Genomic DNA, 23,698 nt, shown 5'->3' on the forward strand with positions numbered 1-23,698 from the left:
ACCCGTGCAACCCGACCCCTGACCTCGTGCTGGATGTCCTCGTTCATCCGTTCAGCATGAATCATACCTCTGACATCCTCAATCAACCTGAGGACTCATTGGGTATGAGACCCGGAGAGCACGAAAACTCCGGGCTGGCCCCAGTCCGCTCAGCCCTGACGCTTCACCGCGAGCGGCCCGAAGGCCTGCGCCACGGGCATCAGCGACATGACGTTGATGTTCACGTGGGCGGGCCGCGTCGCCACCCAGTGCACCGTGTCCGCGATGTCCTCGGGCGTCAGCGGCTGCGTGTTGGCGTACACCGACGCGGCGCGGGCGTCGTCACCGCGGAAGCGGACGTTGGAGAACTCCGTGCCTCCCACGAGCCCCGGCTCGATGTCCGTCACTCGCACCGCCGTGCCCAGCAGGTCCGCGCGCAGGTTCAGGCTGAACTGCTGCACGAACGCCTTGGTGGCCCCGTAGATGTTGCCACCCGGATACGGATAGTCCGCGGCCACCGAGCCCATGTTCACGATGTGCCCCCGGTTGCGCGCCACCATCCCGGGCAGCACCGCGTGCGTGCAGTACATGAGCCCCTTCACGTTCGTGTCGACCATCACCTCCCAGTCCTCGAGCTTCGCCGACTGCGCGGGCTCCAACCCCAACGCCAGCCCCGCGTTGTTCACCAACACGTCCACCTCGGCGAACCCGGCGGGCAGCCCGTCGACCACCCGCTTCACCGCCTCGCGGTCCGTCACGTCGAGCGTCACCGGCAACAGCCGTTCCCCCAGCTCCGCGCGCACCTTCTCCAACAGCTCCGTGCGGCGTCCGGTGGCGATGACCCGCGCGCCCTCCTGGATGAAGCGTCGCGCGATGGCCAGGCCGAACCCGGCCGTGGCTCCCGTAACCAGCACGTTCATGACGTCTCCTTCGGATGTGTTGCCCGCGCGCTAGATGGCACGGCCCACCGGCCCGCGCACGGGGAAAGGCCCCACTCCACGGCTCGTCAGGGCCGGCTTCACGACGCGCCCCCGCTCGCACGCTCCCGTCCGGAGCGGGCTTCTCCCAGAGTGAAGCCTGCGCTCCCGCCCCGGGAATGAATCCGCCTTCATCCGCACACCTCCCGAAATAGCGAGGCGAATCCGAGGCCGTCCGAACATCAGCACGGCTTCTTCGTGCTCCACGCAACCGCCTGGAATCGCGTTTCTCGCCTTCTTCCCCTCCGGCCTGGCGAGCCTGGCTTGCCGTTGCATCGGGGAATGAACAAGGCGCGAGCCCCGATTGGCGGCCGTCCCCGCGAGCGCCCCACACGCCGCGACCCACACAAGGAGTCCGACCGGATGCGCCAACGCTTACCGCTGATGACGGCTTGCTGCTCCGTGGCCCTGCTTGCCCTCCTCGCCTGCAACGGCAAGAGCGAGCTGACGCAGAACACGGGCTCGAGGCCGTCTCCGGACGGCACACCCTCGACGGGCACCGGGAACCCACCCGCGCCCACCACTCCCACGACGCCGACGAACCCCACCCCCGAACCCTCCTCGCCCGACCCCGAGGAGCCCTCCGAACCCACCCCCACCCCCCAAGAGCCCACGCCGGAGCCAGAGCCGCAGCCGCCCCCCGAGCCGCCGAAGCCCAGCTACACGCGCATCCTCTGGGTGGCGCCCTCCGGCAGCGACAGCGCCTCCGGCACCGAGAACGCGCCCCTGCGCACCGTGACGCGCGCCCTGACGCTCATCGCGCCGGGCGAGGCCATCTATCTGAAGACGGGCAACTACGCCGAGCGCCTCAAGCTGGAGGAGCGAGGAGGCTCGGAGGCGAAGCGGCTCACCGTGAAGGCGGCGCCGGGCCACGCGCCCGTGGTGAAGCCCAGCGGTGAGTCCGCGCTGGTGGACGTGCGCGGCGCGTACTGGAACGTGGAGGGGCTCACGCTGGACGCGGCGGGCAGCTCCACCTTCGCCGTGCTGTGGCGGGGCAGCGCCGCGCACCACGGCGTGCTGCGCGACTGCGTGGCGAAGAACGGCACCGCGGGCGCGGGGCTCAACGTGTCGGAGAAGGCCCACGACATCCTCATCGAGGGCAACACCATCTCCAACTTCAGCCGCGGCAGCAGCGACAGCCACGGCGTCATCGTCCAGACGACGTCCAAGAACGTCGTGGTGCGCGGCAACGACATCCACCACAACTCGGGCGACGCCGTGCAGTGCATCGGCCCCGAGGGCGGCGCCACCGTGTCCGGCACCCCGTTCGACAACCTGCTCGTGGAGGACAACGAGCTGCACGAGAACCGGGAGAACGGCGTGGACGTGAAGACGTGCACCCGCGTCACCCTGCGCAACAACATCATCTGGGGCCACAAGGCCACGTCGTCCTCGCGCGGCGAGGGCATCGTCATCCACCTGTCCGCGTCCGACGTGACGGTGGAGGACAACGTGCTCTACGGCAACGGGCGCGCCATCAACGTCGGCGGCAACCGGGTGAACGGGCCGCCCGCGCGCATCGTCATCCGCCGCAACCTCATCCGCGACGGCCTGGGCGGCGGCGAGGACGGCGGCGGCATCCGTGTGGACACCACCCACGACGTCAAGGTGCAGCACAACACGGTGTGGAACATGCCGGGGCCGTGCCTCACCTTCGGCCACGGCGACACCGGGCCGAGCGCCAGCCTGGACGTGCGCAACAACGTGTTCGCGGGCTGCGCGGTGAATGTGCGCGCGGGCTCGGGGCGCTCGGGCGCGGTGATGGACGGCAACCTCTTCTTCCGCACGTCGGGGGCGGCCGTGTTCAACGTGGATGGCTCGGACACGGGGCTTGCGGACTGGCGCTCTCGCACGGGGCTGGACAAGCGCTCGTTGGAGAAGACCCCGGCCTTCGTCAACATCGACACCGGGGACTTCCGTCTGGGAGCGAACTCGGCGGGTCGCAACGCGGGTCTGGGGTTGGGATTGACCTTCTGTGGCACGGCCCCCGACCTGGGGGCATTCGAGTCGGACTGCCCCTGAGGCATCGGGGCGTGTAGAGTGGGCACCGTCCCCCCTACCGCCCCGACCCTCCACGTGCCGTCTCCGTTGGAATTCGCTCTTGGCATCACGCTGGTGCCTCCGGCCTCGCCCGCGCGGGAGCTCCTGGCCGCGTCCGCCGCGCGCGCCGGCCTGCGCGTGGTGGATGGCATGGAGGGCGCCGCCCTGGTGCTGGTGGACCTCACCGCGCTGGGCGGTGGCCCGGACCTCCAGGCCCTGCTCGACTCACCGCGCGCCTCGCACGTCACCCTGGTGGCCCTGGTGGAGCCCACCGAGCGGGGCTTCGCCGCCGCCGAGCCGCTGCGCCCCGCGGACGTGCTCACGGTGCCGGTGGCCGCGCACGAGCTCATCTTCCGCCTCCAGCGCGCCGCCGGACGACACCTGGAGCGCGAGGCCCAGGAGCGCGGTCAGGAGGACTTGTCGCTCCTGTTGGAGCTGACGGCCGACTACGCCGAGACGTCGGACGTGGAGGCGCTCCTGCACGGCGTCACCCGGCGTCTGGCGGAGAAGCTGGACATCGCGCGCGCCACGCTGGTGATGCTCGGCCGCAACGCGGACGAGGGCGTCATCGTCGCGGCGAGCGATGACCCGGCGCTCAAGGATTTGCGCATCGAGCTGTCGCGCTACCCGGAGATTCGCGAGGTGGTGCGCACCGGTCGCCCGGTGGTGATGGAGGAGGCGCCCACGCATCCGCTGCTCGGCGACGTGGAGCGGCGCGCGGTGGCGGCCCGGGGCATCCACGCCATCGCCGCGCTGCCGCTGCCCATCCGAGGCGAGGTGCGGGGCGTGCTGCTGCTGCGCGCGGCGGGACGGCGGCGGACGTTCACGCCTCGCGAAATCGACTTCCTCACCACGGTGGCGCACGCCACGGCGGTGGCACTGCGCAACGCGTCGGTGCTCCAGCTGGTGCGCGGGCAGACGGAGGCGGAGAAGACGGCGCGCCTGGCGGCCGAGGAGCAGGCGGCGTCCTTCAAGCCCTACCAGCTCTTCTTCGCGCACGTCAGCGAGGGTGTGGCCATCCTCGACGACAAGGCGAGCGTGCTGTCGCTCAACCCCTCCGGCGCGGCGATGCTGGACTATCCGGCGCCCGAGGCCCGGGGGCGGCACCTGCACCAGGTGACGCAGCCGGTGGACGACGGCGTGCTGATGGAGCTGGTGACGGCGGCGTCGCGCGGCGAGGCGCGCTCGGGCGTGGACGTGGAGGTGTGCACGGCCACGGGGCGCAAGCTGACGCTGTCGATGTCGGCGGCGCCGCTGCGAGACGAGGACGCGGCCACCATCCTGTCGTTCCGCGACGTCACCGACGCGCGGCGGCTGGAGGACGAGCTGCGCCAGACGAAGGACTTCCTGGAGCGGCTCATCGACTCGTCGGTGGACGCCATCATCGCCGCGGACCTGAAGGGGCGCATCATCCTCTTCAACAAGGGCGCGGAGGCGCTGTGCGGCTACACCGCGCAGGAGGCGATGGCGAACCTCACCGTGGAGCAGCTCTATCCGCCCGGCGTGGCGCGGCGAATCATGGCCACGCTCAGGGGGGCGGAGCACGGCGGCAAGGGCCGCATGTCGCTGACGCGCGAGGACCTGGTGCACCGCACCGGTGAGCGGGTGCCGGTGAACATGACGGCGTCCATCGTGTACGAGGGCGGGCGCGAGGCGTTCAGCGTCGGCATCTTCACGGACATGCGCGACCGGATGAAGCTGGAGCGCAAGCTGTCCGACGCGGAGACGCGGCTGGAGGAGAGCGAGAAGAGCGCCGTCATCGTCGCGCTCGCCGGCACCGCGGCGCACGAGCTCAATCAGCCGCTGACCTCGGTCATGGGGTACGCGGAGCTGCTCAAGCGCAAGCTGAAGGAAGAAGACTTCGCCTGGAAGCCGGTGGACATCATCTACCGCGAGGCGGAGCGCATGGCGGAGATCGTCCGGAAGATTGGGAAGATCACCCGCTACGAGACCAAGGCCTACATGGGGGAGCAGCAGATTCTCGACCTGGACAAGGCGACCTCCCATGAAGACTGAGACCCGCGCCATGCGCATCCCCAGCGGCCCAGGGCCCGAGTCCTTCCAGGCGTTCTTCGAGGCGCTCGACGCGCCCGTGGCGCTGTGTGACCCCACGTTGCGGCTGTTGGCGGTCAACGAGGCCTTCCACCGCTTCTGCGCGGACCACCAGGTCACGGTGGAGGACGTCGCGCGCACGCTGTCGTCGGTGGGCGTGCCGGTGGACAACTCGAGCTGCGACGTGGAGCTGCCGTTCGCCGGGAAGCCGGGCGCGGTGGTGACGCTGTCCAGGCGGGGGGACGTGGTCGCCGTGCGGGCGAGGAACGACCCGGAGCTGGCGCGCAACCGGCTGGTGGTGGCGGAGCGGGCGCTGCTCGAGCAGGCGCGCACGGAGGGCGTGCTGCTGGACCTGGGCCGCAGCGTGGCGGAGGCGGGAGGCGAGGAGGAGCTGGTGGCCGCGGTGGCGCGCGGGGTGAAGGAGCTGTTCCCCGGGCGCTCGTTCTGCATCCGAATCACCGACTCGCGCACGGGCGGGCTGACGTCGCTCTACGCGGAGGGCCGGCTGAAGGAGGGCGCGCACGAGCCGCTGGTGTTGCTGCAGCGCGCGGTGGAGAAGCTGAACCTGGGGCGCGCGGCGCTGCCGCCGGGGCGGGTGACGGTGCTGGGCGAGGTGCCGCTGCTCTTCGTCGGGAGCACGCATGGCGTGAGCGCGCCGCTGGTGGCGAGCGGGCAGCTCTTCGGCGCCATCAACATGGAGTACCCGGAGGGCCTGGACGCGGACGTGCAGCACGACGAGCGCGTGCTGTTGCAGTTGGCCAGCCAGGTGGCGGTGGCGGTGAAGAACGCGAAGCTCATCGACGAGCTGACGTTCGTGCGCAAGTACCTGGAGGACCTGCTGGAGAAGGCGAACGCGCTCATCCTCGTCGCCAACCGGGACAAGCAGGTGGTGGTGTTCAACCAGGCGCTGAGCGCGCTCACGGGCTTCCGGAAGGAAGACGTGCTGGGCAAGGACATCTTCTGGCTGGTGCCGGAGAGCGAGCACCTGCGGCTGTCGCAGGTCATCGCGGCGGCGATTCGCGGCGAGTCGGTGAACAGCTTCGAGACGCGGCTGTTGTCACGCGAGGGCCACGAGGTGCGGGTGTCCTTCGCCACGTCGTCGATGCTGGCGCACCACGGCGAGGTGGAGGGGGTCATCGCCATCGGGCAGGACATCACGGTGGTGAAGGAGCTGGAGAAGCGCATCATCCACGCGGAGAAGCTCGCGTCGATTGGGCAGCTCGCGGCCAGCGTGGTGCATGAAATCAACAACCCGATGACGGCGGTGGCCACGTACGCGGACGCGCTGTTGCAGCGCTCGCGGACGACGCCGGGTGCGAACCCGGCGGACCAGGAGAAGCTGCGGAAGATTTTGGAGAGCAGCCATCGCATCCTGCGCTTCACGCGCGATTTGGTCAGCTATGCGCGGCCGGCGCAGGACCGGCCGGAGCGGGTGCAGCTCAACGCCGTGGTGGACATGGCGGTGGGCTTCTGTGAGCACGTGGTGGGGCAGGCGCGGGTGAGCGTGCACCGGGAGTACTCGGAGCTGCCGCCGCTGTCGGCGGTGCGGGCGAACCTGGTGCAGGTGTTCGTCAACCTCATCACCAACGCGTGTCACGCGATGCCGCCGGGCGGCTCGGTGATGCTCTCGACGCGGCGCGAAGGTCAGGAGGCGGTGGTGTCGGTGCGCGACACGGGCACGGGCATCGACCCGAAGCACCTGCAGCGCATCTTCGAGCCCTTCTTCACGACGAAGCCGGAAGGGAAGGGCACGGGGCTGGGGTTGTCCATCTGCCAGGGCATCGTGGAGAACCACGGTGGCCGGCTCACGGTGGAGAGCACCGTGGGCGCGGGCACGACGTTCTCGGTGCGACTGCCGCTGCCCGTGGAGTGACAGCGGCCGCCTTTGCTCAGTCCCAGCCGCGCAGCTCCACGCGGACCTTGCGCACCAGCAGCTCCCACTCCTGACGCTTCATCGTCGTCAGGATGCGACCGCCGATGAGCGTGAGGCCCGCGAGTGTCATCACCAGGAAGCCGATGCGATGGTCCCTCAGGCCCGCGTCGAGCAGGTTCGCCACCACGTCCAGCGTGAGGAACAGCGTGCCCAGCGCCAGGTACGCGCGAATCTGCAGCGCCATGCCCACCACGACGCCCAACAGGCACACGCCTCCGAAGACGAGCGCATACGTCCCGTCCGGCGACTGGCCCACGCTCATCGCCAGCTTCGACGCGGCCGGCACGTACAGGAGCATCCCGCCCAGGATGCGCACCGTGTTGCGCGCCGCGTGCGGCAGGCTCTCCGTGAAGAGCTGCCCCAGCATCAGCAGCAACAACCCCAGCGGCGCCAGGTAGATCTCCAGCCCCTCCAGTCCGAAGGCCAGCGCCGCGATGAGCAGCGCCAGGTTGCACGCCGCCGCCGCGAAGGCACCGAACATCCGACTGCGCTCCACCGCCCCCAGCGCCGCGTACAACAGGCCCGAGCCTCCCGCGAGCAGCGCCGCCTCCCGCGTCGCCTCTCCCGGCAACACCATCGCCATGCCGATGGGCAAGAGCGCCGCGAACCTGCGCGTCGCCGCCTCCACCGGCTTCACCCCCGCGCGCCGCGCCATCACCGTCACGCCCACCAACACGAAGCCCAGCGCCAGCGCGAAGAGCGCGTCGTGCTCGGCCCGAAGTCCGGAGGCGTACAGCGCCCGCACCATCGCGTACACGCCCACCACCGCGAGCTGCACGAAGTAAACGTGCCGCCCCGTGTGCTCCACCCAGGCGCAGTGCAGCGCCACCAGCACCGACAGGCCGATGGCCGCGATGGCCAGCCTCAGCGCCTCGTCGGACGGCTGCCCCACCACGGCGAAGAGCGTGAGCATCAGCCCGCTCGTCACCAGCCACCCGTCGCGCCCCCACGTCATCCCGCCCGCGATGTCCAGCCGCCGCGTCCGCGCCCACCGCTGCGCCGCCTGCATCGCCGCCACCGCTCCCGCGGCCGCGAGCGCCAGCGCCGCGCCATGCACCGAGAACAGGTCGTCATAGCGAAGCCAGGGGCCCGACAGGCTCGCGCGGATGGTGAAGAACGTCATCACCGAGGCCACCACCGTGGCCCCCATCATCCCCGTCGCCATCGCCGCGACGAGTGACGCGAACGAACCCTTCCAGCGGAGCGCCGCCACCATCACCGCCGCCGAGGACAGCGCCAGCGTCACCGCGAAGGCCGGTGACACCATCCACGTCCCCCCCAGGCCGATGAGCACCTCTCCCAGGAGGTTGAGCGCCGCGAACGTCGGCGACGTGTCACCGTTCACCGCCAGCGCGTACAGCCCACCGGCCGCCAGGTAGACCATCATGGCCTGCTGGATGCGGACTCGTGCCGGTCCCTCGGGCATCCCACGCCGCGCCACCACCCAGGGCCCCACCGTCACCACGAGCAGCCCCACCAGCGCGAGCACCGGACCCGGCCACGCCTCGACGATGGGCACGCGATGCGCCGCGGCGTGCACCAGCAAGAGGACGCTCACTCCCAGGACGCCGCGCCCCTTCGTCCGTGCCCCGCCGACGAACAGCACCACGCCCGTGGCGAAGACCAGCCCCGCCGCCGTCAGCCCGGGCTGGAAGAGCGCCGCCAGACTGACGAGCACCACCGTGGTGACCGCGCGACGGTGCAGCAGGTGCCGGAAGGACTCGGGCAGCCCACGAATCGAGGCCGCGGCGTAGACGAGCCCCACGGCCGCGATACCCACGAACGCGCGCTGCCACAGCAGGAACAGCGTGTCCCCGGGCGAAAGCCACGCGCCTTCCTGGAGCCAGTGGTAGCCCTCCGCGCCCGCTCGCACCCACTGTCCATCCGGTGGCGCCAGCGACACGAGCGACGGCCCCAGCAGCGACTGCCGTGCCGCCCAGAGCGCAGCCCCTGGAATCCCCAGGTACAGCCCCACGTTCGCCAGCGGCACCGAGCGGAACGAGCGCGCGAGCAACAACATCAGCATCGCCGCGCCCAGCACCATCAGCGGCGGGATGATGCCCAGCGCGCGAGACGGGTCCGGCAGGCCGACGAGCACCGCGCCCTTGAGCAGGACGAACACCAGCGCCAGCACGCCCGCGTGGGGCACCAGATGGTAGTGCGGCCCGTGAGAGGGCTTCTCCAGTCGCGCCGCCACCCACGGCCCGAAGCGCCGCGTCGCCAGCGCAATACCCCACAGCGCGATTCCGACGAGCGGATGGCGCATCGCCACGATGTCCGGAGGCAACGGACGACCCGCGCGGTTGATGATGGCCGTCAGCGCGATGAAGCCACCCATCGCCGCCAGCGCCACCACCGTGCCGCGCAGCTGCCAGTCCACGAACCCACGCGACACGAAGGCCAGCAGCGCCACCGCGGCGAGCATCCCTCCCGCGAGCAGGCACAGCGCGCGCTCCGCGTCGGAGGGCAGCGTCAGCCAGTGGGCCAACGTGAGGGTCGCGATGATGGCCTGGGCCAGCGCCACCGTCGCGAAGCCGTCCGTGTAGAGCGACAGCCCTCGCGCTCCCAGGGGGAGGGGGACCAGGTCGAACACCTTCCGTCCCCAGAAGCCGCGCACGGGCGGCGTCCCGTCGGTCACCACGGGCACGCGAGGACGCAGGGCCGCGAAGACGGCGAAGCCGAACGCCACGGACGCGGCGACGAGCGCCGCCCGCGCCGACTGGAAGTCCCACGTGGTCCCCAGCACCTGCGACACGACGAGCGAGACACCCAGCGCCGCCAGGAGGGTGACCAGCCGGGTTTCATCCCGCCGCGCTCGCAGGAGCAACCACGCGGACGCCCACGCCGTGGGCAGCGCGAGCCACGCCGTGCCGGGCAGTCCCGAGAGCAGCTCGGGGACCACCGGCGAGACGGCGACGGACAGCACCACGCCCGCCGAGGCCAGCACCATCGAGAGGTCATCCAGTGGCAACAACGCGTCGCGCGGAGCCGCCGGCTTCGCCCACGCGAGCTGCACGTGCCCCACGACGCCGTAAAGCGTGGCCAGCAGCGCGAAGACCGCCAGGCGGCTCCACTCTCCCGTCAGCTCCGGGGTTCCATCCACGAAGGCCAGCGCGCCGAAGAGCGCGGCCAGGCCTCCCAGGTAATGCAGCGCGCGCCAGCGCCAGCCGCCCGTGACATGCGCGACCAGGGCGATGCACAGCCCCGTCAGGACGCGCGGCCACGGCGTGCTCTCTCCCTCGAAGCGCGCCACCAGCGGCATCGACGCCACCGTGGCGACGAGGCTCCACGTCAGCAGCTTGATGCTCAGCATCGCCGCCGCGAACCTGCGTGAAGCGAACATCAACCCGGACGCGGCCACGGCGCCGCCGAACACCCACCAGCCCGCATCCGTGGGCGCCACGACACGCGCCACCAGCACACCCGCCAGCAGCGTGGCCATGACCGCGGGATGGACCAGGGCCCGACGTCGCGACTCGAGCAGGAAGAAGACTCCCGCGGCCACCACGGGCGCGAGCGCCGATGCGGCGGCGACCTGAACATCATCTCCGGCGCCCAGGGTGAACGCACCCAGCGCGCCCGCGAGCGCCCCGGCGGACAGCACCGCGTGTGCCACCGTCTCGACCACCGCGCTCAGTCGCGGATGCGTCCCGCGCGCGAACTCCGTGGTCGCGGCCAGCGCGAGCACCGTGGCGAGCCCCTGCGTCCAGAGCGTCATGCCCGCGAACAGCGCGCCGCCCGGCTCCATCGCGTCGAAGCCCGAGGGCGCGCTCGCCACGGCGAACACCGCCAGCCAGAGCGCGCCATGGAGCGCGGCGCAGGCGGACACCAGCACCGTGCTCGCGTCCTTCGCGGCCCGCCCTCGCCACAGCGTGGCGCCCAGGGCCACCACGCCCACCGACGCGCAGAGCACACGCGCCCACGGCGCATCGTCGAGCCCCATCAACGGCAGTCCCGCGAGCAGCGACGGGAACAGGGCCAGCGCGAGCGCCGACGCGGACGTCCCGTACAGCAACCGGCCCGCGGAGCGCAGCGGCACCAGTCCAATGGCCGTGACTCCGAGCGCCACCGGAATGCCCACCGTCAGCGACAGGCCCACGAGCGAGGACATCGCGATGAAGGCCACGGGCAGCAGCGCGAGCCCGATGCCCGACAGCACGCGGCCCACGGGCAACGAGCGGCGTGACAGGAACACCCCCAGCCCGATGAAGGCCGCGTGGTAGCCCCACAGCGCGCCCGTCACGAGGAGCTGCCGGGGCACGCCGCCCAACGCCTGCCAGGCCTCGCGCACGCCCATGAGCGAGCCGCCCAGCACCAGCACGGCGCCGAGGAACCACCAGATGAAATCATTGAGCCGGGCCGAGCTCGCGGGCTCCGCATCCAGCGCGACCATCGCCTCCAGCCCGCCGCCCAGCGCTCCAGAGGCCTCCCGCGCGAAGAGCGACTGTCCCGAGCCCAGCGCGGAGCCCAGGTCGTCCTCGCTCGCGTCGCGGTCCCCGTGCTTGCGGCGAGCGGCCTGCTCACGCTCCTCCTTCGCCGCGTTGTCCAACGAGCGCGCGAGCGCTCCGGCCCATCCCCACGTCCAACCCTCCGCGCCTCGCACCGACGCGGCGACACCGTCCGCCCAGGCCTCCACGCGCGCGGCGGGGTCCAGCGGCGGCGCGACGGGCTCGACGGGGACGACTTCCGGCGCGGTGACGACCGCGGGCTCGGCGATGACCGGCGTCAGCGTTCCTTCGAGCCGCAGCGCGGTCGACTCATCGATGAGCGCGCCGTCGCGCCAGGACGCGATGTGTCGCCACAGCGTCGTCTTGACGAGGGCCTCGAAGTGCGGCTCGGTGACGGGCACGAGGGCGTTGCCACATTCCTGGCATGACTCCCCCGATGCCCCGTCGCGAAGTCGCGCGCAGACTGGGCAGATCATCCACCCAGCATAGCCGCACTCACACCCACCTCGCTGCGCCTGCTCGGCGGGTCATGAAACATCCAGCCTGAGTCGCGAAGTGCTCTCACGCTTTCCCCATCTCTGGGGCGTACGAGCGGCCTCGAGGGCGCGGGGTTTCTCAGTCCCTCATGTAATGGCAGGTGTATCCGCCTGGATTCTTCACCAGGTAGTCCTGGTGGTAGGCCTCGGCGGGGGTGAACTCACCGGCGCGGACGATTTGCGTGACGACGGGGCGCTTCCACTTCCCGGAGGCATCGACGCGGGCCTTCACGGCCTCGGCCACCTGCCACTGCCTGTCGGAGAGCACGAAGAGGGCGGAGCGGTACTGCGTGCCCACGTCATTGCCCTGGCGGTTGAGCGTCGTCGGGTCGTGCATGCGGAAGAACCACTGCTCCAGCAGCGTCTCGTAGCTGAGCACCTTGGGGTCGAACACCACGCGCACCGACTCGGCGTGTCCCGTCCTGCCCGTGCTCACGTCTTGATACGTGGGCCGCTCCAGCGAGCCCCCCGTGTAGCCGACGTCCGTCTGGAGCACGCCCGGAATCTTGCGCAGCAGGTCCTCCATCCCCCAGAAGCAGCCACCCGCGAGCAGCGCCGTCTCGGTGACACCGGACGCGGCCAGCGCCTTGCCCACGTCGACCTTCGGCGCCGCGGCGCTCGTGGGCTTGCGACCGAACAGCGCGAGCCACTCGCCGTACCCCTGCTTCTCCAAATCGTTCACGGACACGAAGCGCAGCGACGCGGAGTTGATGCAGTAGCGCTGCCCCGAGGGGCGCGGGCCGTCATCGAACAGGTGTCCCAGGTGCGAGTCGCCGGCCTTCGAGCGGACCTCGACGCGCACCATGCCCAGGCTCTCGTCGCGCTTCTCGACGACGCGGGCGGTGTCCACGGGCTTGGTGAAGCTGGGCCAGCCCGTGCCCGAGTCGAACTTGTCGCGCGAGGAGAACAGCGGCTCTCCGGTGACGACGTCGACGTAGAGCCCCTCTTCGTGGTGGTTCCAGTACGCGTTGCGGAACGGTGGCTCGGTCGCCGACTCCTGCGTCACCTGGTACGCGACAGGGGAGAGCGTGCGGCGCAGCTCCGCGTCCGAGGGCTTCTCGTAGCGGCGGGTGTCCTTCGCCACCGCGAGCGTCCCCGACTCGAGCGCGCCGCCTCCCGAGGCCGCGCCGCTCGCCTGGGTGCACGCCGCGAACACCGCGAACGCCATGCATAACCACAGGCTCCGCGAGGCGCTTGCTGAAGCGCGACGCGAGGTGACGACGAAGGTGGACGACATGGCGCAGACCTCTTCCGGTGACGCCGCGACGCGCGGGGGTTCTGTTCTCTTACGCGCGGGCCCCGAAGTCGGTTTCAGCCGCGGTGACACTTGTGTCGCGGGCGCCCCGGATAGCCGGCGGACGACCGAGCCCGCCGCGCCACGCATGCCCGCGAAAGACACGTCGCCAATCCTGCAGGAGTCGAGGGAGGACCGGCCGTGGCGCCGCGCTTCGAGGCTCACGTGATACCGCGGTCGTTTCGAGCCCGCCGCGCTCCCCGACACGCACGTCGCCCTCGATGCGGGATGTCGGCGTCTCGAGGGCAGTCCCGCGAGGCGCGGATGAGCGCTGTCGCGACGCCCGCGCCAGCACCCCGGAACGACGACGAGGCTCAGCCTTCCTGCGGCTTGTCCTCGTCGTCCAGCTCGCGGCTGAACTCCTCGTTCGTGAGCAGGCCCTTGCGCGCCATGATGCGCATCAGCGCCCAGAACTTCCGCTCCAGCTCCTCGACGCGGTCCGGGTCCTCGCGCGCCTGGCCGAACAGATAGTCCAGATCATCGAGCACGCCGCCGCCCGAGGCGGGCTTGGGCTTCGCCGCGGACTGCTCGCGCTTCTGCTTGCGCTGCTCCTCCCGCGTGCGGATCAACTCGGCCAGCGACGTGCGCTGGGTCGTCTCACCCGGAGGAAGCTCCTCGCCGACGATGACCTCCTCGTCATCCTCCTCGGGCGTGACCGGCGCGGGCTTCGCGGGCACCGCCGGACGCGGACGCGCCGCGGGGGCGGGCCGGGGCGGGGCCGCCGCCGCCGTGCCGCTCGCGGTCGCCACCGGCACCTTGTGGTAGTAGCGCAGGATGGCGCCACGCACGGCCGACAGCGCCGCCACGCGCACGCTGACCTTCAGTCCCGTGGTGAACTCAATCTCCTCCACCGCCGGCACGTTGAGTGGATCACTCATCGCGACCACGAGCTGACGGCGCCCGCCCACGCTCTCCAACGCGATGGGGAACAGGTCGTGCTGCTCGCAGAACCTGGCGCGCAGCATGTGCACCGCCGCCCACTCCGGAGTCACCGCCGCCAGGTCCACCTGCGGCATCCCCAGGGCCTGGCTCAGCGCCCCCGCGAGCGTCGCCTCGGTGATCGCCCCCTGCGCGATGAGTGTGGCTCCCAACCGCTGGCCCGATTTCCGATGGGCCGAAAGCCCCGCCTCGAGCTGCGCGACGCTGATCGCCCGCTGCTCCAGGAGCAGCTCGCCAATGCGCTTCCTCGCCATGGCGCCGGCATTACCACGCGGCCCCCAGGCGCCCAAGCGCCCGCAGACACAACCGCTCGTTCTTGGGAAGCCCCCGGAAATGGCCCGCATTGCTGCCTGGAGTCCATGCTGGCAAGGGGTACTCCAGCGCAAAATTCCTGTGAGATTTCAGCACTTAACGCCGGGCCCCCTGCCTTGACACCCCAGACAGCCATTCCTAAAGTCGGCACCACCGTTTTCAACATCCATTCCTGCCGCCCAATCACTGGGGCGCACGCCCGGGGGGGCGACAGGTTCTGGAAGGTCCGGAGCGCCGGGCCGAGCCGCCGTGGAGGCAAGACGCGATGAACCTGGGGTTTTTGACGAATCTGGCCGTGCTCGCCAACGCGGGGGGCCCCGAGCGGGGCTTCTTCGAAGAGATTGCCAAGCGCTGGGAGGCCGGTCAGTGGGGTATGTACCCCATCGCCGCGTGTCTCGTGGTGGCGCTGTCCATCATGGTCGAGCGCACCATCGTGCTGTTCGGCAAGGCCTCCATCAACAAGGAAGCCTTCCTGCGCGGCCTCAAGAAGCACATCTACGCGGGTGACCTGGACAAGGCCATCAACTACGTGGCGGGGCAGAAGTCCACGCCGCTGACCAGCGTCATCAAGGCCGGTCTGATGAACGTCCCGAAGGGCCAGGACGAAGTGCAGGCGGCGCTCGACGAGGCCACCCTGCGCGAGACGCCCCGCCTGGAGGCCCGCTCCGGCTACCTCGCGATGCTCGGCAACGCGGCGATGCTCGCCGGTCTGCTCGGCACCGTGTCGGGTCTCATCTCCTGCTTCGAGGCCGTGGCCAACGTGAACCCGGCCGACAAGGCGACCATTCTCGCCAACGGCATCTCCGAGGCCATGAACTGCACGGGCTTCGGGCTGGTGACGGCGATTCCCTGCCTCATCGCCTTCTCCGTGCTGATGGGTCGCACCCAGTCGCTGGTCAACGACATCAACGAGACCAGCGTCTCCGTGCTCAACCTCATCGTGGCGAACAAGGACAAGTTCAAGAACCTGAACGTCCCCGCCGCTCGGGACCACCACGACGACTGAGTCGGGCCTCCCGCTCGGGAACCCGCGACCCGGGCGCGCTGTCCTGTCCCCATGAGTGGGGACGTGCGGCGCGCCCCTTTCAGTCTCTTGCCGCGCCTCACCGCGCGGGGCCTTAGGAGGAGAACGCCATGGCCGGCGGAATGGACACAGGTCAAGGTGGCAAGGGCGGCAAGAAGCCGCTCGATACCGCCATCAACCTGACCGCTTTCATCGATCTGATGGCAGTGACCATCAGCTTCCTCATCATGACGGCCGTCTGGACCCAGATCGGTCGTCTCCAGGTGTCCCAGGCGGGAGGTCCCTCCACGGAGGAGGAGCCGCCCCCGACGGAGACCAAGACGGTTCAGTTGACGCTGCTCATCACCCCGACGGAGCTTCGGCTGTCGGCGGACCAGAGCACGTTCGACCCCATCCCCCTCACCAAGGACGGCAAGGGGAAGACGGACCTGTCCAAGCTGGTGGCGCGCTTCAAGGAGTTGAAGGCGCAGCTGCCGGACCAGACGGCCATCACCCTTCAGCCCGAGGACAAGGTCCGCTACGAGGACCTGGTCCGCATCATCGACGAGTGCATCGGCTCTGGGTTGCCCCAGGTGTCGGTGTCCGCGGCGATGGGCTAGCCGAGCACGGAGCCACACCCAGTCATGGCCATCAAGGTTCCAGGCAAGCGGTACGGCAAGCGCCTCCAGCACTCCAAGGTGTTCGGACACGGCGGCGCGCACGGCAAGCGCAGCGGCTACGCCGACCTCCTCATCACGCCGCTGGTCGACATGTTCGTCATCATCGTGCTCTTCCTCATCGCGAACTTCTCCGCGACGGGCGAGGTGCTGATGATGACCAAGGACATCCAGCTGCCCGAGGCGGTCAACGTCGCCGAGGTGGAGATGCACCCCGTCGTCATGGTCTCCGGCGACCAGGTCAGCGTCTCCGGCACCATCGTCGGACGCGTGGAGGACTTCTCCAAGGACGAGTACCTCAACATCCCCGCGCTGGAGGAGAAGCTGCGGGACATGAAGAAGCAGTTCGAGGACCTGCACGCGATGGCGAACGACGACGCCAACACGTTCAAGGGCGACATCAACATCCAGGCGCACAAGGATGTGGAGTACGCCATCATCAAGCGGGTGATGTTCAGCTGCGCCACGGCGGGCTACAACAACATCAACTTCGCGGTGATGACGGTGGCGCCCTCGGACGGTGGTGCCACCGCGGCGGCCACGCACTAGCGACGCGCATCCTCGAGCGGTCTGCTCGAACGCCCTGGCCCACCGCGGCCGGGGCGTTTTCGTTTTGTCTGGAGACCTCATCCCATGCAGCTTCGTGCCGTCTTCTTCGACCTCGATGGGACCCTGGTGGACTCGCTGGGCGACATCGCCGACGCGATGAACCATGCGCTCGCGCACCATGGCCTGCCCACGCATCCGGAGGCCGACTACCGCCGCTTCGTCGGCGAGGGGGTGAGGGAGCTGGCGCGCCGGGCGGTGCCCGCGGGCCGCGAGGACCAGGCGGCGCCGGTGCTGGAGACGTATCGGGCGTACTACGACGAGCACCTCTTCGACCGGACCGCGGCCTACCCGGGCATCCCCGGGATGCTGGACGCGCTCGCGCGGGACGGCGTGGTGATGGGCGTGCTGAGCAACAAGTCGGACAGCTTCGTGAAGCGGCTGGTGGAGCGGCTGTTGCCGGGGCTCCCCTTCGCCCGGGTGTATGGCGAGCGGCCCGGCATCCCGCGCAAGCCGGACCCGACGGCGGTGCTGGGGATGGCGACGGAGCTGGGGGTCGAGGCGGGCGTGTGCGGCTTCGTGGGGGACACGGCGGTGGACATGCTGACGGCGCGCGCGGCGGGGATGTACGGCGTGGGCGTCACGTGGGGCTTCCGCGACGTGGCGGAGCTGCACGGCAATGGCGCGCGCGCGGTGGCGACCACGGCGGAGGAGCTGCTCGCGGCGCTTCGCTCGGCCCGGGGCTGACGTCACGCGTTCAGACGGACCGGGTCCTCCTCGCGGCGCCCGGTGACTGTCCGTAGCGACGGCGGAAGGCGTTGCCCAGGTGGCCCTGGTTGGCGAAGCCCGCCTCCAGCGCCACGTCCGCGAGCGGCAGCCGGGTGTCCAGCAGGAGGGCGAGCGCGTGTCGCAGCCGCACCTCCTGGAGGTGCTGGTGGATGCCGGTCCCCGTCACCTTGCGGAAGACGCGGCAGGCGTGGAACGGGGAGACGCCCGCGCTCGCGGCCAGGGTCTCGACGGAGACCCGCGTGTCGAAGTGAAGCGCGGCCTCGTGTGCGATGGCGTGAGCGATGTCGCGCTCGCGCGGGCTCACGGTGGTGGAGCCTCGCTCGCCGGGCGTGAGGATGAGGCCCAGGGCCTCCTCCACCTGGACGCGCTCCACGGGGTCCTCGCGGAGGAGGGACTGGAGGCGCACATAGGCCTCGGCGCTCACGGCGAGCGTCGACGCGTCCGGGTGCGACCAGCGACGCAGCCACGCTCCTCTCACGGACAGGCAGGCGTCGCCGCCGCCATGGGGATGGCGGATTTCACAGGGCCGCTGGGGACCGAGCCTCAGTCCGACGCCAGGGGACACCACGGCCCGCGTCCGCGAATCGCGGTACTGGAAGCGCCCGTGCAGCGCGAGGACGAGCCGCTCGCTGTCCACGCCTTCCTCCCGGGGCCTGGGGCTGTCGTGTCCGTCGCAGGTGACGCGGGCGAGCTGGAGGTCCGGCGCGCTGTACAGGAGCGAGGCGTGCATGCGCGGCATGTCGTGAACATGGCGCGTCGCCCGAGGCGCGGGCAAGCGGTCCGGTGCGCGTGTGCTCGCGAACAGTGGGAGCAAGGATGTGTAAGACGGCGCCGCCGCTGTTCCCTAGGGTGGTCTCTCTTCCACGGGCTACCCCATGACCTACCTGGACCTTCTCTCGAAGTCCTCGCGCCGCTGCGTCCGTGCCTGGCAATGGACGCGCGAAGACGAGCCCTGCGGCGAATACGCGGAGCTGCACGAGCTCGCTGATGGCTGGGCCCTGGCGGGCTCGGTGGTGCTCTCACGGGAGGGGACGCCCTTCCTCGCGGAGTACTCCGTGGAGAGCGACTCACGGTGGCGGACGCGACAGGTCCACGTCGCGCTGCGAGGGGCGGGTGTCTCGCGGACGCTGGACCTGCGCGTGGATGAGGGGCTGCGCTGGTGGCGAGGTCGCGAGGAGGTGGTCCAGTTCGCGGGCTGCACGGATGTGGACCTGGCCTTCTCTCCGTCGACGAACACGCTGCCCATCCGCAGGCTGTCGCTGGAGGTGGGGCAGGGCAGCGACGTGACGGCGGCGTGGGTGCGCATGCCGGACCTGTCGCTCGAGAAGCTGCCGCAGCGCTACACGCGCCTGTCCCCCACGCGCTATCGCTACGAGAGCGGCGGTGGCCGCTTCACCTCGGAGGTGGAGACGGATGAGCTCGGACTGGTGACGCGCTATCCGCCCGCGTGGGTGCGCGTGTCCTCCGCTTCGCGCTGAGTCCATCCCGGACAACGCAGTGCCATTCACAGGGGCGCCGAGCGACTTCGGTGCCTGATGGGAGACGTGCATCATGATGTCGAAGCCCGAGTCACCGCTCTCGCAGCGTGCGCTGGAGCTGCTGCGCGCGGACGGACCCTTGCCCGCGCTGGCGGATTCCCTCGCCTTGTTCGGCCGCTTCATCGGCGCCTGGGACGTGGACGTCGCGTTCTTCGACGCCGCCGGGAGGCAGACCTACCGCCAGCCCGGCGAGTGGTCCTTCTCGTGGGTCCTGGACGGACGCGTCATCCAGGACGTGCTCATCTATCCGAACCCCGAGGGGCTCGATGCGTCCGCGGGAGCGAGGCGCATCGGCACATCGCTGCGGCACTTCATCCCGGAGCAGGGCACCTGGCGTGTCGTGTGGATGGGCGCCACCGCGGGGTACCTCGTCTCGCTCGTTGGTCGCCCCGTCGGCGATGAAATCCACATCGAGGGGAAGGATATGGACGGCAAGCCGCTGCGCTGGATGTTCACCGCCGTCACCGACGACGCGTTCCTCTGGCGGGGCTTCATGTCGGACGATGGCGGTGCCACCTATCGGCTCACGCAGGAGATGCACGCGCGCCGCCGCGTCCATCGCACCTGAGTCGCAGGGGGCGCCTCACGGCGGGTGGCTTTCGCGGCCCCTCCCCACCCTTTACGATGGGGCCGTGAGGTGCATCGCTTGATGGAGCAGGGCCACGTGCCTGGGGTGAGGGGGCTGGCGGAGCATCGTCTCGGACGCAGGTCCGCGTGGACCGTTGGACGAGGCGTGCTCGCGAGGGTCCGATGCGCCGCGAAGCCGCCGTGCACGAGCCGTCATCTCCGGGAGGGGGTGACGTGAGCACCGCGACGAAGACGGAGGGCGCGCGAGCCGAGGCCGCCGAACAGAGCGCCGCTCCCTCCGGCGAAGTGGCGGCGCCATTGAACGAGCTGGTCGCCGCGCAAGCGCCGCCCGGCGACGCTCCGACAGCGACGGCTCCCAAGAGCCCACGTCGAAGCGCGGTGAGCGCGGCCCTCTCGAACCTGTGGCCCGTGCTGCGCGTGACGTTCTCGCTCCTCGGCTCGGGGCTGTGGGGCGCGCTCAAGGGGTTCTTCATCTTCGGTTGCGTCGGCCTCGCGCTGGCCCTCGCCTTCGTGCTGGCGCCGCTCTGGCTCGGGAGCGCGCGAGGGCCTCCCTGGCTGGACATGCTGAGCCTGGTGCTCATGCCCCTGTCGCTCGCGGTGACGGGCGGCTACGCGATGATGCTCCGCGGCGGCGCCTCCCGGCTCGGCGAGGAGGCGGAGAAGCGCGGCTGGCTGGGCTACCTCTACGCGGTCATCAAGCCCGCGGCGCGGCAGCTCGCCGGGCGCCTGCAGAGCAAGGGCACGCTCAGCCGCAAGGAGCTGCTCCGAGCCGTCAAGGAGTCGGTGGCCGAGCGCGCGAGCGGGCCCTCGGCGCCGTCCACCGTCGCCTCGCGACTGGGTGGGCTGGAGCGCTTCTTCATGGAGCAGTCCTACCGGGTGCTGGGCGCCATCGCCGTGCGCGCGGTGGTCGCCTCGCCGGATGGCGCCACGGCGGTGCGGGAGCTGGAGTCGCTGGCCATCGAGCGGCTGCAGGTCGCGCTCGTGGAGCGGCTGGAGGACCTGTTCCTCGTGCAGCAGGTTCTGGCGCTCGGCGTGGGGCTGCTCGTCGGCGCGATTCCGCTGTTCATCCTGCTGCTGCTGTCCTGACGAAAAGAAACGCGGGTCGGCCCTCCCCCTGGACCGACCCGCGCGAGCCCGCATCTCACGCCGTTCAGACGACGGTGACGCGGTACTTCTCCTTGTCCTCCGCGCGGTTGTAGGCCGTGGCCGCGGCGATGATGTGGCACACCCAGCCGAGACATCCGCCGGTGCCAATCCAGAAGCCGGGGGTGATGATGAGCCAGAAGACACCGCGCAGGATGTCCCCGTTGTAGATCTGCCCGACGCCTGGGATGAGGAAGGACAACAGGGCTGCGATTCCGGGACGCGACATCGTCTTGGTACCTCCTTGTTCTTCCCTACGCGCGCCGGCCGGAGCCATTGCATCCGGAGGGGCATCCCACCTATCGGCTCCTGGACGCTTGGCTGCCCTGCGCGGCGAGGGGAAGGTGCAATACCGTTCCCAGCCCGCTACCATGGTCCCACTTTGTGAACCCGTCGGGTCGGCGGACGGGCTTTCCGGGGGGATGGTCATCGTCGGGCTGCTTCGAGCCAGCGCGCGCGCGCTTCGCGGGCGGCATCTCGTCGAGATGCTGGTCCTGGCCGGCGTGTACCTCGCCGTCGCTCGGCTGGGCCTCTCCCTGGCCACCGTGGGTGGAAATGTCAGCCCCGTGTGGCCCCCCACCGGTGTCGCGCTGGCCGCACTGGTGCTGCGTGGACCCGTGCTGTGGCCGGGCGTCTTCCTGGGCGCATGTCTGGCGACCCTGTCGACGGGAGCGCCCCCGGCGGTGGTGCTGGGCGTGGCCACGGGCAACACGCTGGCGATGGTGCTCGGCGCGCTCCTGACGCGGCGGCTGCGCATGGACGCGGACCTGTCACGCATCCGCGACGTGGTCGTCCTGTGTGTGGGCGCGGGCGCGGTGTGCACCGGGGTCAGCTCGCTCGTCGGGCCGCTGTGCCTGTTCTGGGGCGGCGTGCTGCCGTGGGAGAAGATGGGCCACGCCGTCTGGGTGTGGTGGGTGGGGGACATGATGGGCGTGCTCGTGGTGGCGCCGCCGCTGCTCGTGCTCAGCCGCCCCGCATGGCCCGCCCGCCTGGGCGAGGCGCTGGCGCTCTCCGGGCTCACGACGGTGCTGGGCGTGGGCATCTTCCTCTTCCGGAACTCGCAGCCGGGGCTCGCGCACGCGGCCAGCTTCCTGCTGTTCCCCATCTCCGCGCTGGCGGCGCTGCGCTTCGGACCGCGCGGCGCGGCGCTGGCGACGCTGGCCATCTCGGCGGTGGCCATCGTCGGCACGGTGCGCGGACAGGGGCCGTTCTCCTCGGGCAACGTGGCGCAGGACCTGCTCGTGCTCCAGCTCTTCATCGTCATCAACGCGGTGACGGGCCAGCTCCTGGCGGCGGCGAGCGAGGAGCGGCGGCGCGCGGTGGAGCGGCTGCAACTGCTCGCCACCACGGTGCGCGGCGTGCACGAGGGCGTCTTCATCGCGGAGGTGGTGGGGGCCGGCCGGCTGCGCACCGTCTTCGCCAACGAGGCGCTGAGCATGCTCCTGGGCCGGCCTCCCGAGGAGATGGTGGACCAGGACCCGTGCCTGCTCTACGGCGACCAGGACCCCCGGCTCACGCAGCGCGTGCACTCGGCGCTCCAGGCGGGCGAGTCCCTCTGCGTCGAGGTGACGGTGCCGCGCAGGGATGGCCGCATCGTGTCCACGGAGGTGCTGCTGTCGCCGGTGCGCGCGACGGGCGGGGACGTGTCCCACTTCGTGGCCACCCATCGCGACATCACCGCGACCAAGGAGCTGCAGGCGCGGCTGGTGGCGGCCGAGCGCGTGGCCGCGGTGGGGACGCTCGCGGCGGGCGTGGGGCATGAAATCAACAACCCGCTGGCCTACCTGGTGCTGAACCTGGAGTCCGCCTCTCGCGCGCTGTCGGAGAACGGGATGATGGCGATGCGGGACGTGCAGGCCAGCGTGCGCGGCGCGCTGGAGGGCGCCGAGCGCATCCGCCTCATCGTCCGCGACCTCCAGGTGTTCAGCCGGCAGGGGGACCAGGAGCGCTCGCTGGTGGACCTCAACGCGCTGGTGCCTCCGGCGGTGCGCATCATCAGCCATGCGCTGCGCCACCGCGCGCGGCTGGTGGAGGAGTTCGGCCCGGTGCCCAAGGTGCTGGGCAGCGAGGCGCGACTGGGACAGGTGCTGCTCAACCTGCTGGTCAACGCGATGCAGGCGGTGCCCGAGGGCAACCCGAGCCTCCACGAGGTGCGCGTGCGCACCAGCACGGACGTGACGGGCCGGGCCCGCGTGGACGTGGTGGACACGGGCGTGGGCATCGCCCCGCAGGTGATGTCGCGCATCTTCGAGCCCTTCTTCACCACCAAGCCCTCCGGAGAGGGGACCGGGCTGGGGCTCGCCATCTGCCAGCAGATCGTCCGCACGCACGGGGGCGACCTGGAGGTGCGCAGCGAGGAGGGCAAGGGCAGCGTCTTCACCATGTACCTGCCGGCGGCGCCGGTGCAGGTGGAGGTGCCGCCGCGCCCGGTGCCCCGGAGCAAGGTGCCCATGCCCTCGACGGGAAGGCGGGGACGGGTGCTGGTGGTGGACGACGAGCCCCGGCTGGCGCAGTCGATGCGGCTGCTGCTGGAGCCCTACCACGACGTCGTCACGGCGACGCGCGGCCAGGATGCGCTCGCGCTGGTGGCGGCGGGGAACCGCTTCGACGTCATCCTGTGTGATTTGCAGATGCCGGAGATCGACGGCGCGGCGCTCTTCCGGCGCCTGGGGGTGATGGCGCCGGAGTTGATTGAGCGCGTGGTGTTCATCTCCGGCGGGGCCTACACCGCGGAGACGCGCGGCTTCATCGAGACGGTGCAGAACCTGGTGCTGGAGAAGCCCGTCCGGCCCGAGGTGCTGATGGCGTCGGTGGACGCCGCGCTGGCCGCGCTCGACTCGCGAGACGAGGACGAGCGCGAGCCGGTGGTGGCCCGCGCGGGCGGCGCTCGTCACTGAGGACGGC

Annotated in this window: 17 protein-coding genes; 11 read left to right on the forward strand and 6 right to left on the reverse strand. The window is 70.7% G+C overall.

The genetic code is table 11. The features are described from left to right. Window positions 1-149 precede the first annotated feature (149 nt). Entirely contained in the window at window positions 150-899 is a 750-nt protein-coding gene (locus tag K8640_RS26460) for an SDR family oxidoreductase (RefSeq protein ID WP_223749609.1), read from the reverse strand. Between the two features lie 420 nt (window positions 900-1,319). Between K8640_RS26460 and K8640_RS26465 the strand changes: the two genes are divergently transcribed. From K8640_RS26465 to K8640_RS26475, 3 genes are all read left to right on the forward strand, one after another. Further along, window positions 1,320-2,978 carry a nitrous oxide reductase family maturation protein NosD gene (locus K8640_RS26465; protein WP_223749610.1) on the forward strand — a complete coding sequence of 553 codons (1,659 nt, stop codon included), beginning with the start codon at window positions 1,320-1,322 and terminating at the stop codon, window positions 2,976-2,978. A 168-nt stretch (window positions 2,979-3,146) separates the two neighbouring features. Beyond that, window positions 3,147-5,012 carry a PAS domain S-box protein gene (locus K8640_RS26470; RefSeq protein WP_255653490.1) on the forward strand — a complete coding sequence of 622 codons (1,866 nt, stop codon included), beginning with the start codon at window positions 3,147-3,149 and terminating at the stop codon, window positions 5,010-5,012. Between the two features lie 10 nt (window positions 5,013-5,022). After that, window positions 5,023-6,921 (forward strand): ATP-binding protein, encoded by a 1,899-nt coding sequence (locus K8640_RS26475; protein WP_223749710.1) that lies wholly within the window; start codon window positions 5,023-5,025, stop codon window positions 6,919-6,921. 16 nt (window positions 6,922-6,937) lie between these two features. On the opposite strand, the gene K8640_RS26480 is transcribed toward K8640_RS26475, so the two are convergent. The 3 genes from K8640_RS26480 to K8640_RS26490 form a co-directional block, all read right to left on the reverse strand. After that, on the reverse strand, window positions 6,938-11,830 hold the full coding sequence (locus tag K8640_RS26480; RefSeq protein WP_223749612.1) for a hypothetical protein: 4,893 nt from the start codon (window positions 11,828-11,830) through the stop codon (window positions 6,938-6,940). Between the two features lie 214 nt (window positions 11,831-12,044). Next, window positions 12,045-13,349 carry a bifunctional methionine sulfoxide reductase B/A protein gene (locus K8640_RS26485; protein WP_370640398.1) on the reverse strand — a complete coding sequence of 435 codons (1,305 nt, stop codon included), beginning with the start codon at window positions 13,347-13,349 and terminating at the stop codon, window positions 12,045-12,047. Between the two features lie 224 nt (window positions 13,350-13,573). Next, window positions 13,574-14,452, reverse strand: a complete 879-nt coding sequence (locus K8640_RS26490; RefSeq protein WP_223749613.1) for a general secretion pathway protein GspE — start codon at window positions 14,450-14,452, stop codon at window positions 13,574-13,576. A 323-nt stretch (window positions 14,453-14,775) separates the two neighbouring features. On the opposite strand from K8640_RS26490, the gene K8640_RS26495 reads away from it, so the two are divergent. The 4 genes from K8640_RS26495 (at window position 14,776) to K8640_RS26510 (ending at window position 17,483) form a co-directional block, all read left to right on the forward strand. Continuing rightward, window positions 14,776-15,516: a MotA/TolQ/ExbB proton channel family protein gene (locus K8640_RS26495; RefSeq protein WP_046716649.1), complete on the forward strand. Its 741-nt coding sequence runs from the start codon at window positions 14,776-14,778 to the stop codon at window positions 15,514-15,516. Window positions 15,517-15,644: 128 nt separating this feature from the next. Further along, a complete protein-coding gene (locus K8640_RS26500; RefSeq protein WP_046716648.1) occupies window positions 15,645-16,133 on the forward strand; it encodes a biopolymer transporter ExbD in 489 nt (162 codons plus the stop codon). A 24-nt stretch (window positions 16,134-16,157) separates the two neighbouring features. Further along, complete coding sequence (locus K8640_RS26505) at window positions 16,158-16,739, forward strand: biopolymer transporter ExbD (RefSeq protein WP_046716647.1); 582 nt, start codon at window positions 16,158-16,160, stop codon at window positions 16,737-16,739. Window positions 16,740-16,823: 84 nt separating this feature from the next. Beyond that, on the forward strand, window positions 16,824-17,483 hold the full coding sequence (locus K8640_RS26510) for an HAD family hydrolase (RefSeq protein WP_223749614.1): 660 nt from the start codon (window positions 16,824-16,826) through the stop codon (window positions 17,481-17,483). 10 nt (window positions 17,484-17,493) lie between these two features. Here the strand turns inward: K8640_RS26510 and K8640_RS26515 are convergent, their stop codons facing one another. Beyond that, window positions 17,494-18,255: a helix-turn-helix transcriptional regulator gene (locus K8640_RS26515; RefSeq protein WP_223749615.1), complete on the reverse strand. Its 762-nt coding sequence runs from the start codon at window positions 18,253-18,255 to the stop codon at window positions 17,494-17,496. A 145-nt stretch (window positions 18,256-18,400) separates the two neighbouring features. On the opposite strand from K8640_RS26515, the gene K8640_RS26520 reads away from it, so the two are divergent. The 3 genes from K8640_RS26520 (at window position 18,401) to K8640_RS26530 (ending at window position 20,737) form a co-directional block, all read left to right on the forward strand. Continuing rightward, a complete protein-coding gene (locus K8640_RS26520; protein WP_223749616.1) occupies window positions 18,401-19,003 on the forward strand; it encodes a putative glycolipid-binding domain-containing protein in 603 nt (200 codons plus the stop codon). 73 nt (window positions 19,004-19,076) lie between these two features. Then, on the forward strand, window positions 19,077-19,631 hold the full coding sequence (locus K8640_RS26525) for a hypothetical protein (protein ID WP_223749617.1): 555 nt from the start codon (window positions 19,077-19,079) through the stop codon (window positions 19,629-19,631). Window positions 19,632-19,864: 233 nt separating this feature from the next. Further along, on the forward strand, window positions 19,865-20,737 hold the full coding sequence (locus tag K8640_RS26530) for a hypothetical protein (protein WP_223749618.1): 873 nt from the start codon (window positions 19,865-19,867) through the stop codon (window positions 20,735-20,737). 64 nt (window positions 20,738-20,801) lie between these two features. Here the strand turns inward: K8640_RS26530 and K8640_RS26535 are convergent, their stop codons facing one another. Next, complete coding sequence (locus tag K8640_RS26535; protein WP_046716643.1) at window positions 20,802-21,023, reverse strand: DUF5683 domain-containing protein; 222 nt, start codon at window positions 21,021-21,023, stop codon at window positions 20,802-20,804. A 193-nt stretch (window positions 21,024-21,216) separates the two neighbouring features. Between K8640_RS26535 and K8640_RS26540 the strand changes: the two genes are divergently transcribed. Beyond that, complete coding sequence (locus K8640_RS26540) at window positions 21,217-23,691, forward strand: MASE1 domain-containing protein (protein ID WP_223749619.1); 2,475 nt, start codon at window positions 21,217-21,219, stop codon at window positions 23,689-23,691. Window positions 23,692-23,698: the final 7 nt, after the last annotated feature.

It is taken from the genome of Myxococcus sp. XM-1-1-1, assembly GCF_020037095.1.
Taxonomy (GTDB): domain Bacteria; phylum Myxococcota; class Myxococcia; order Myxococcales; family Myxococcaceae; genus Myxococcus; species Myxococcus fulvus.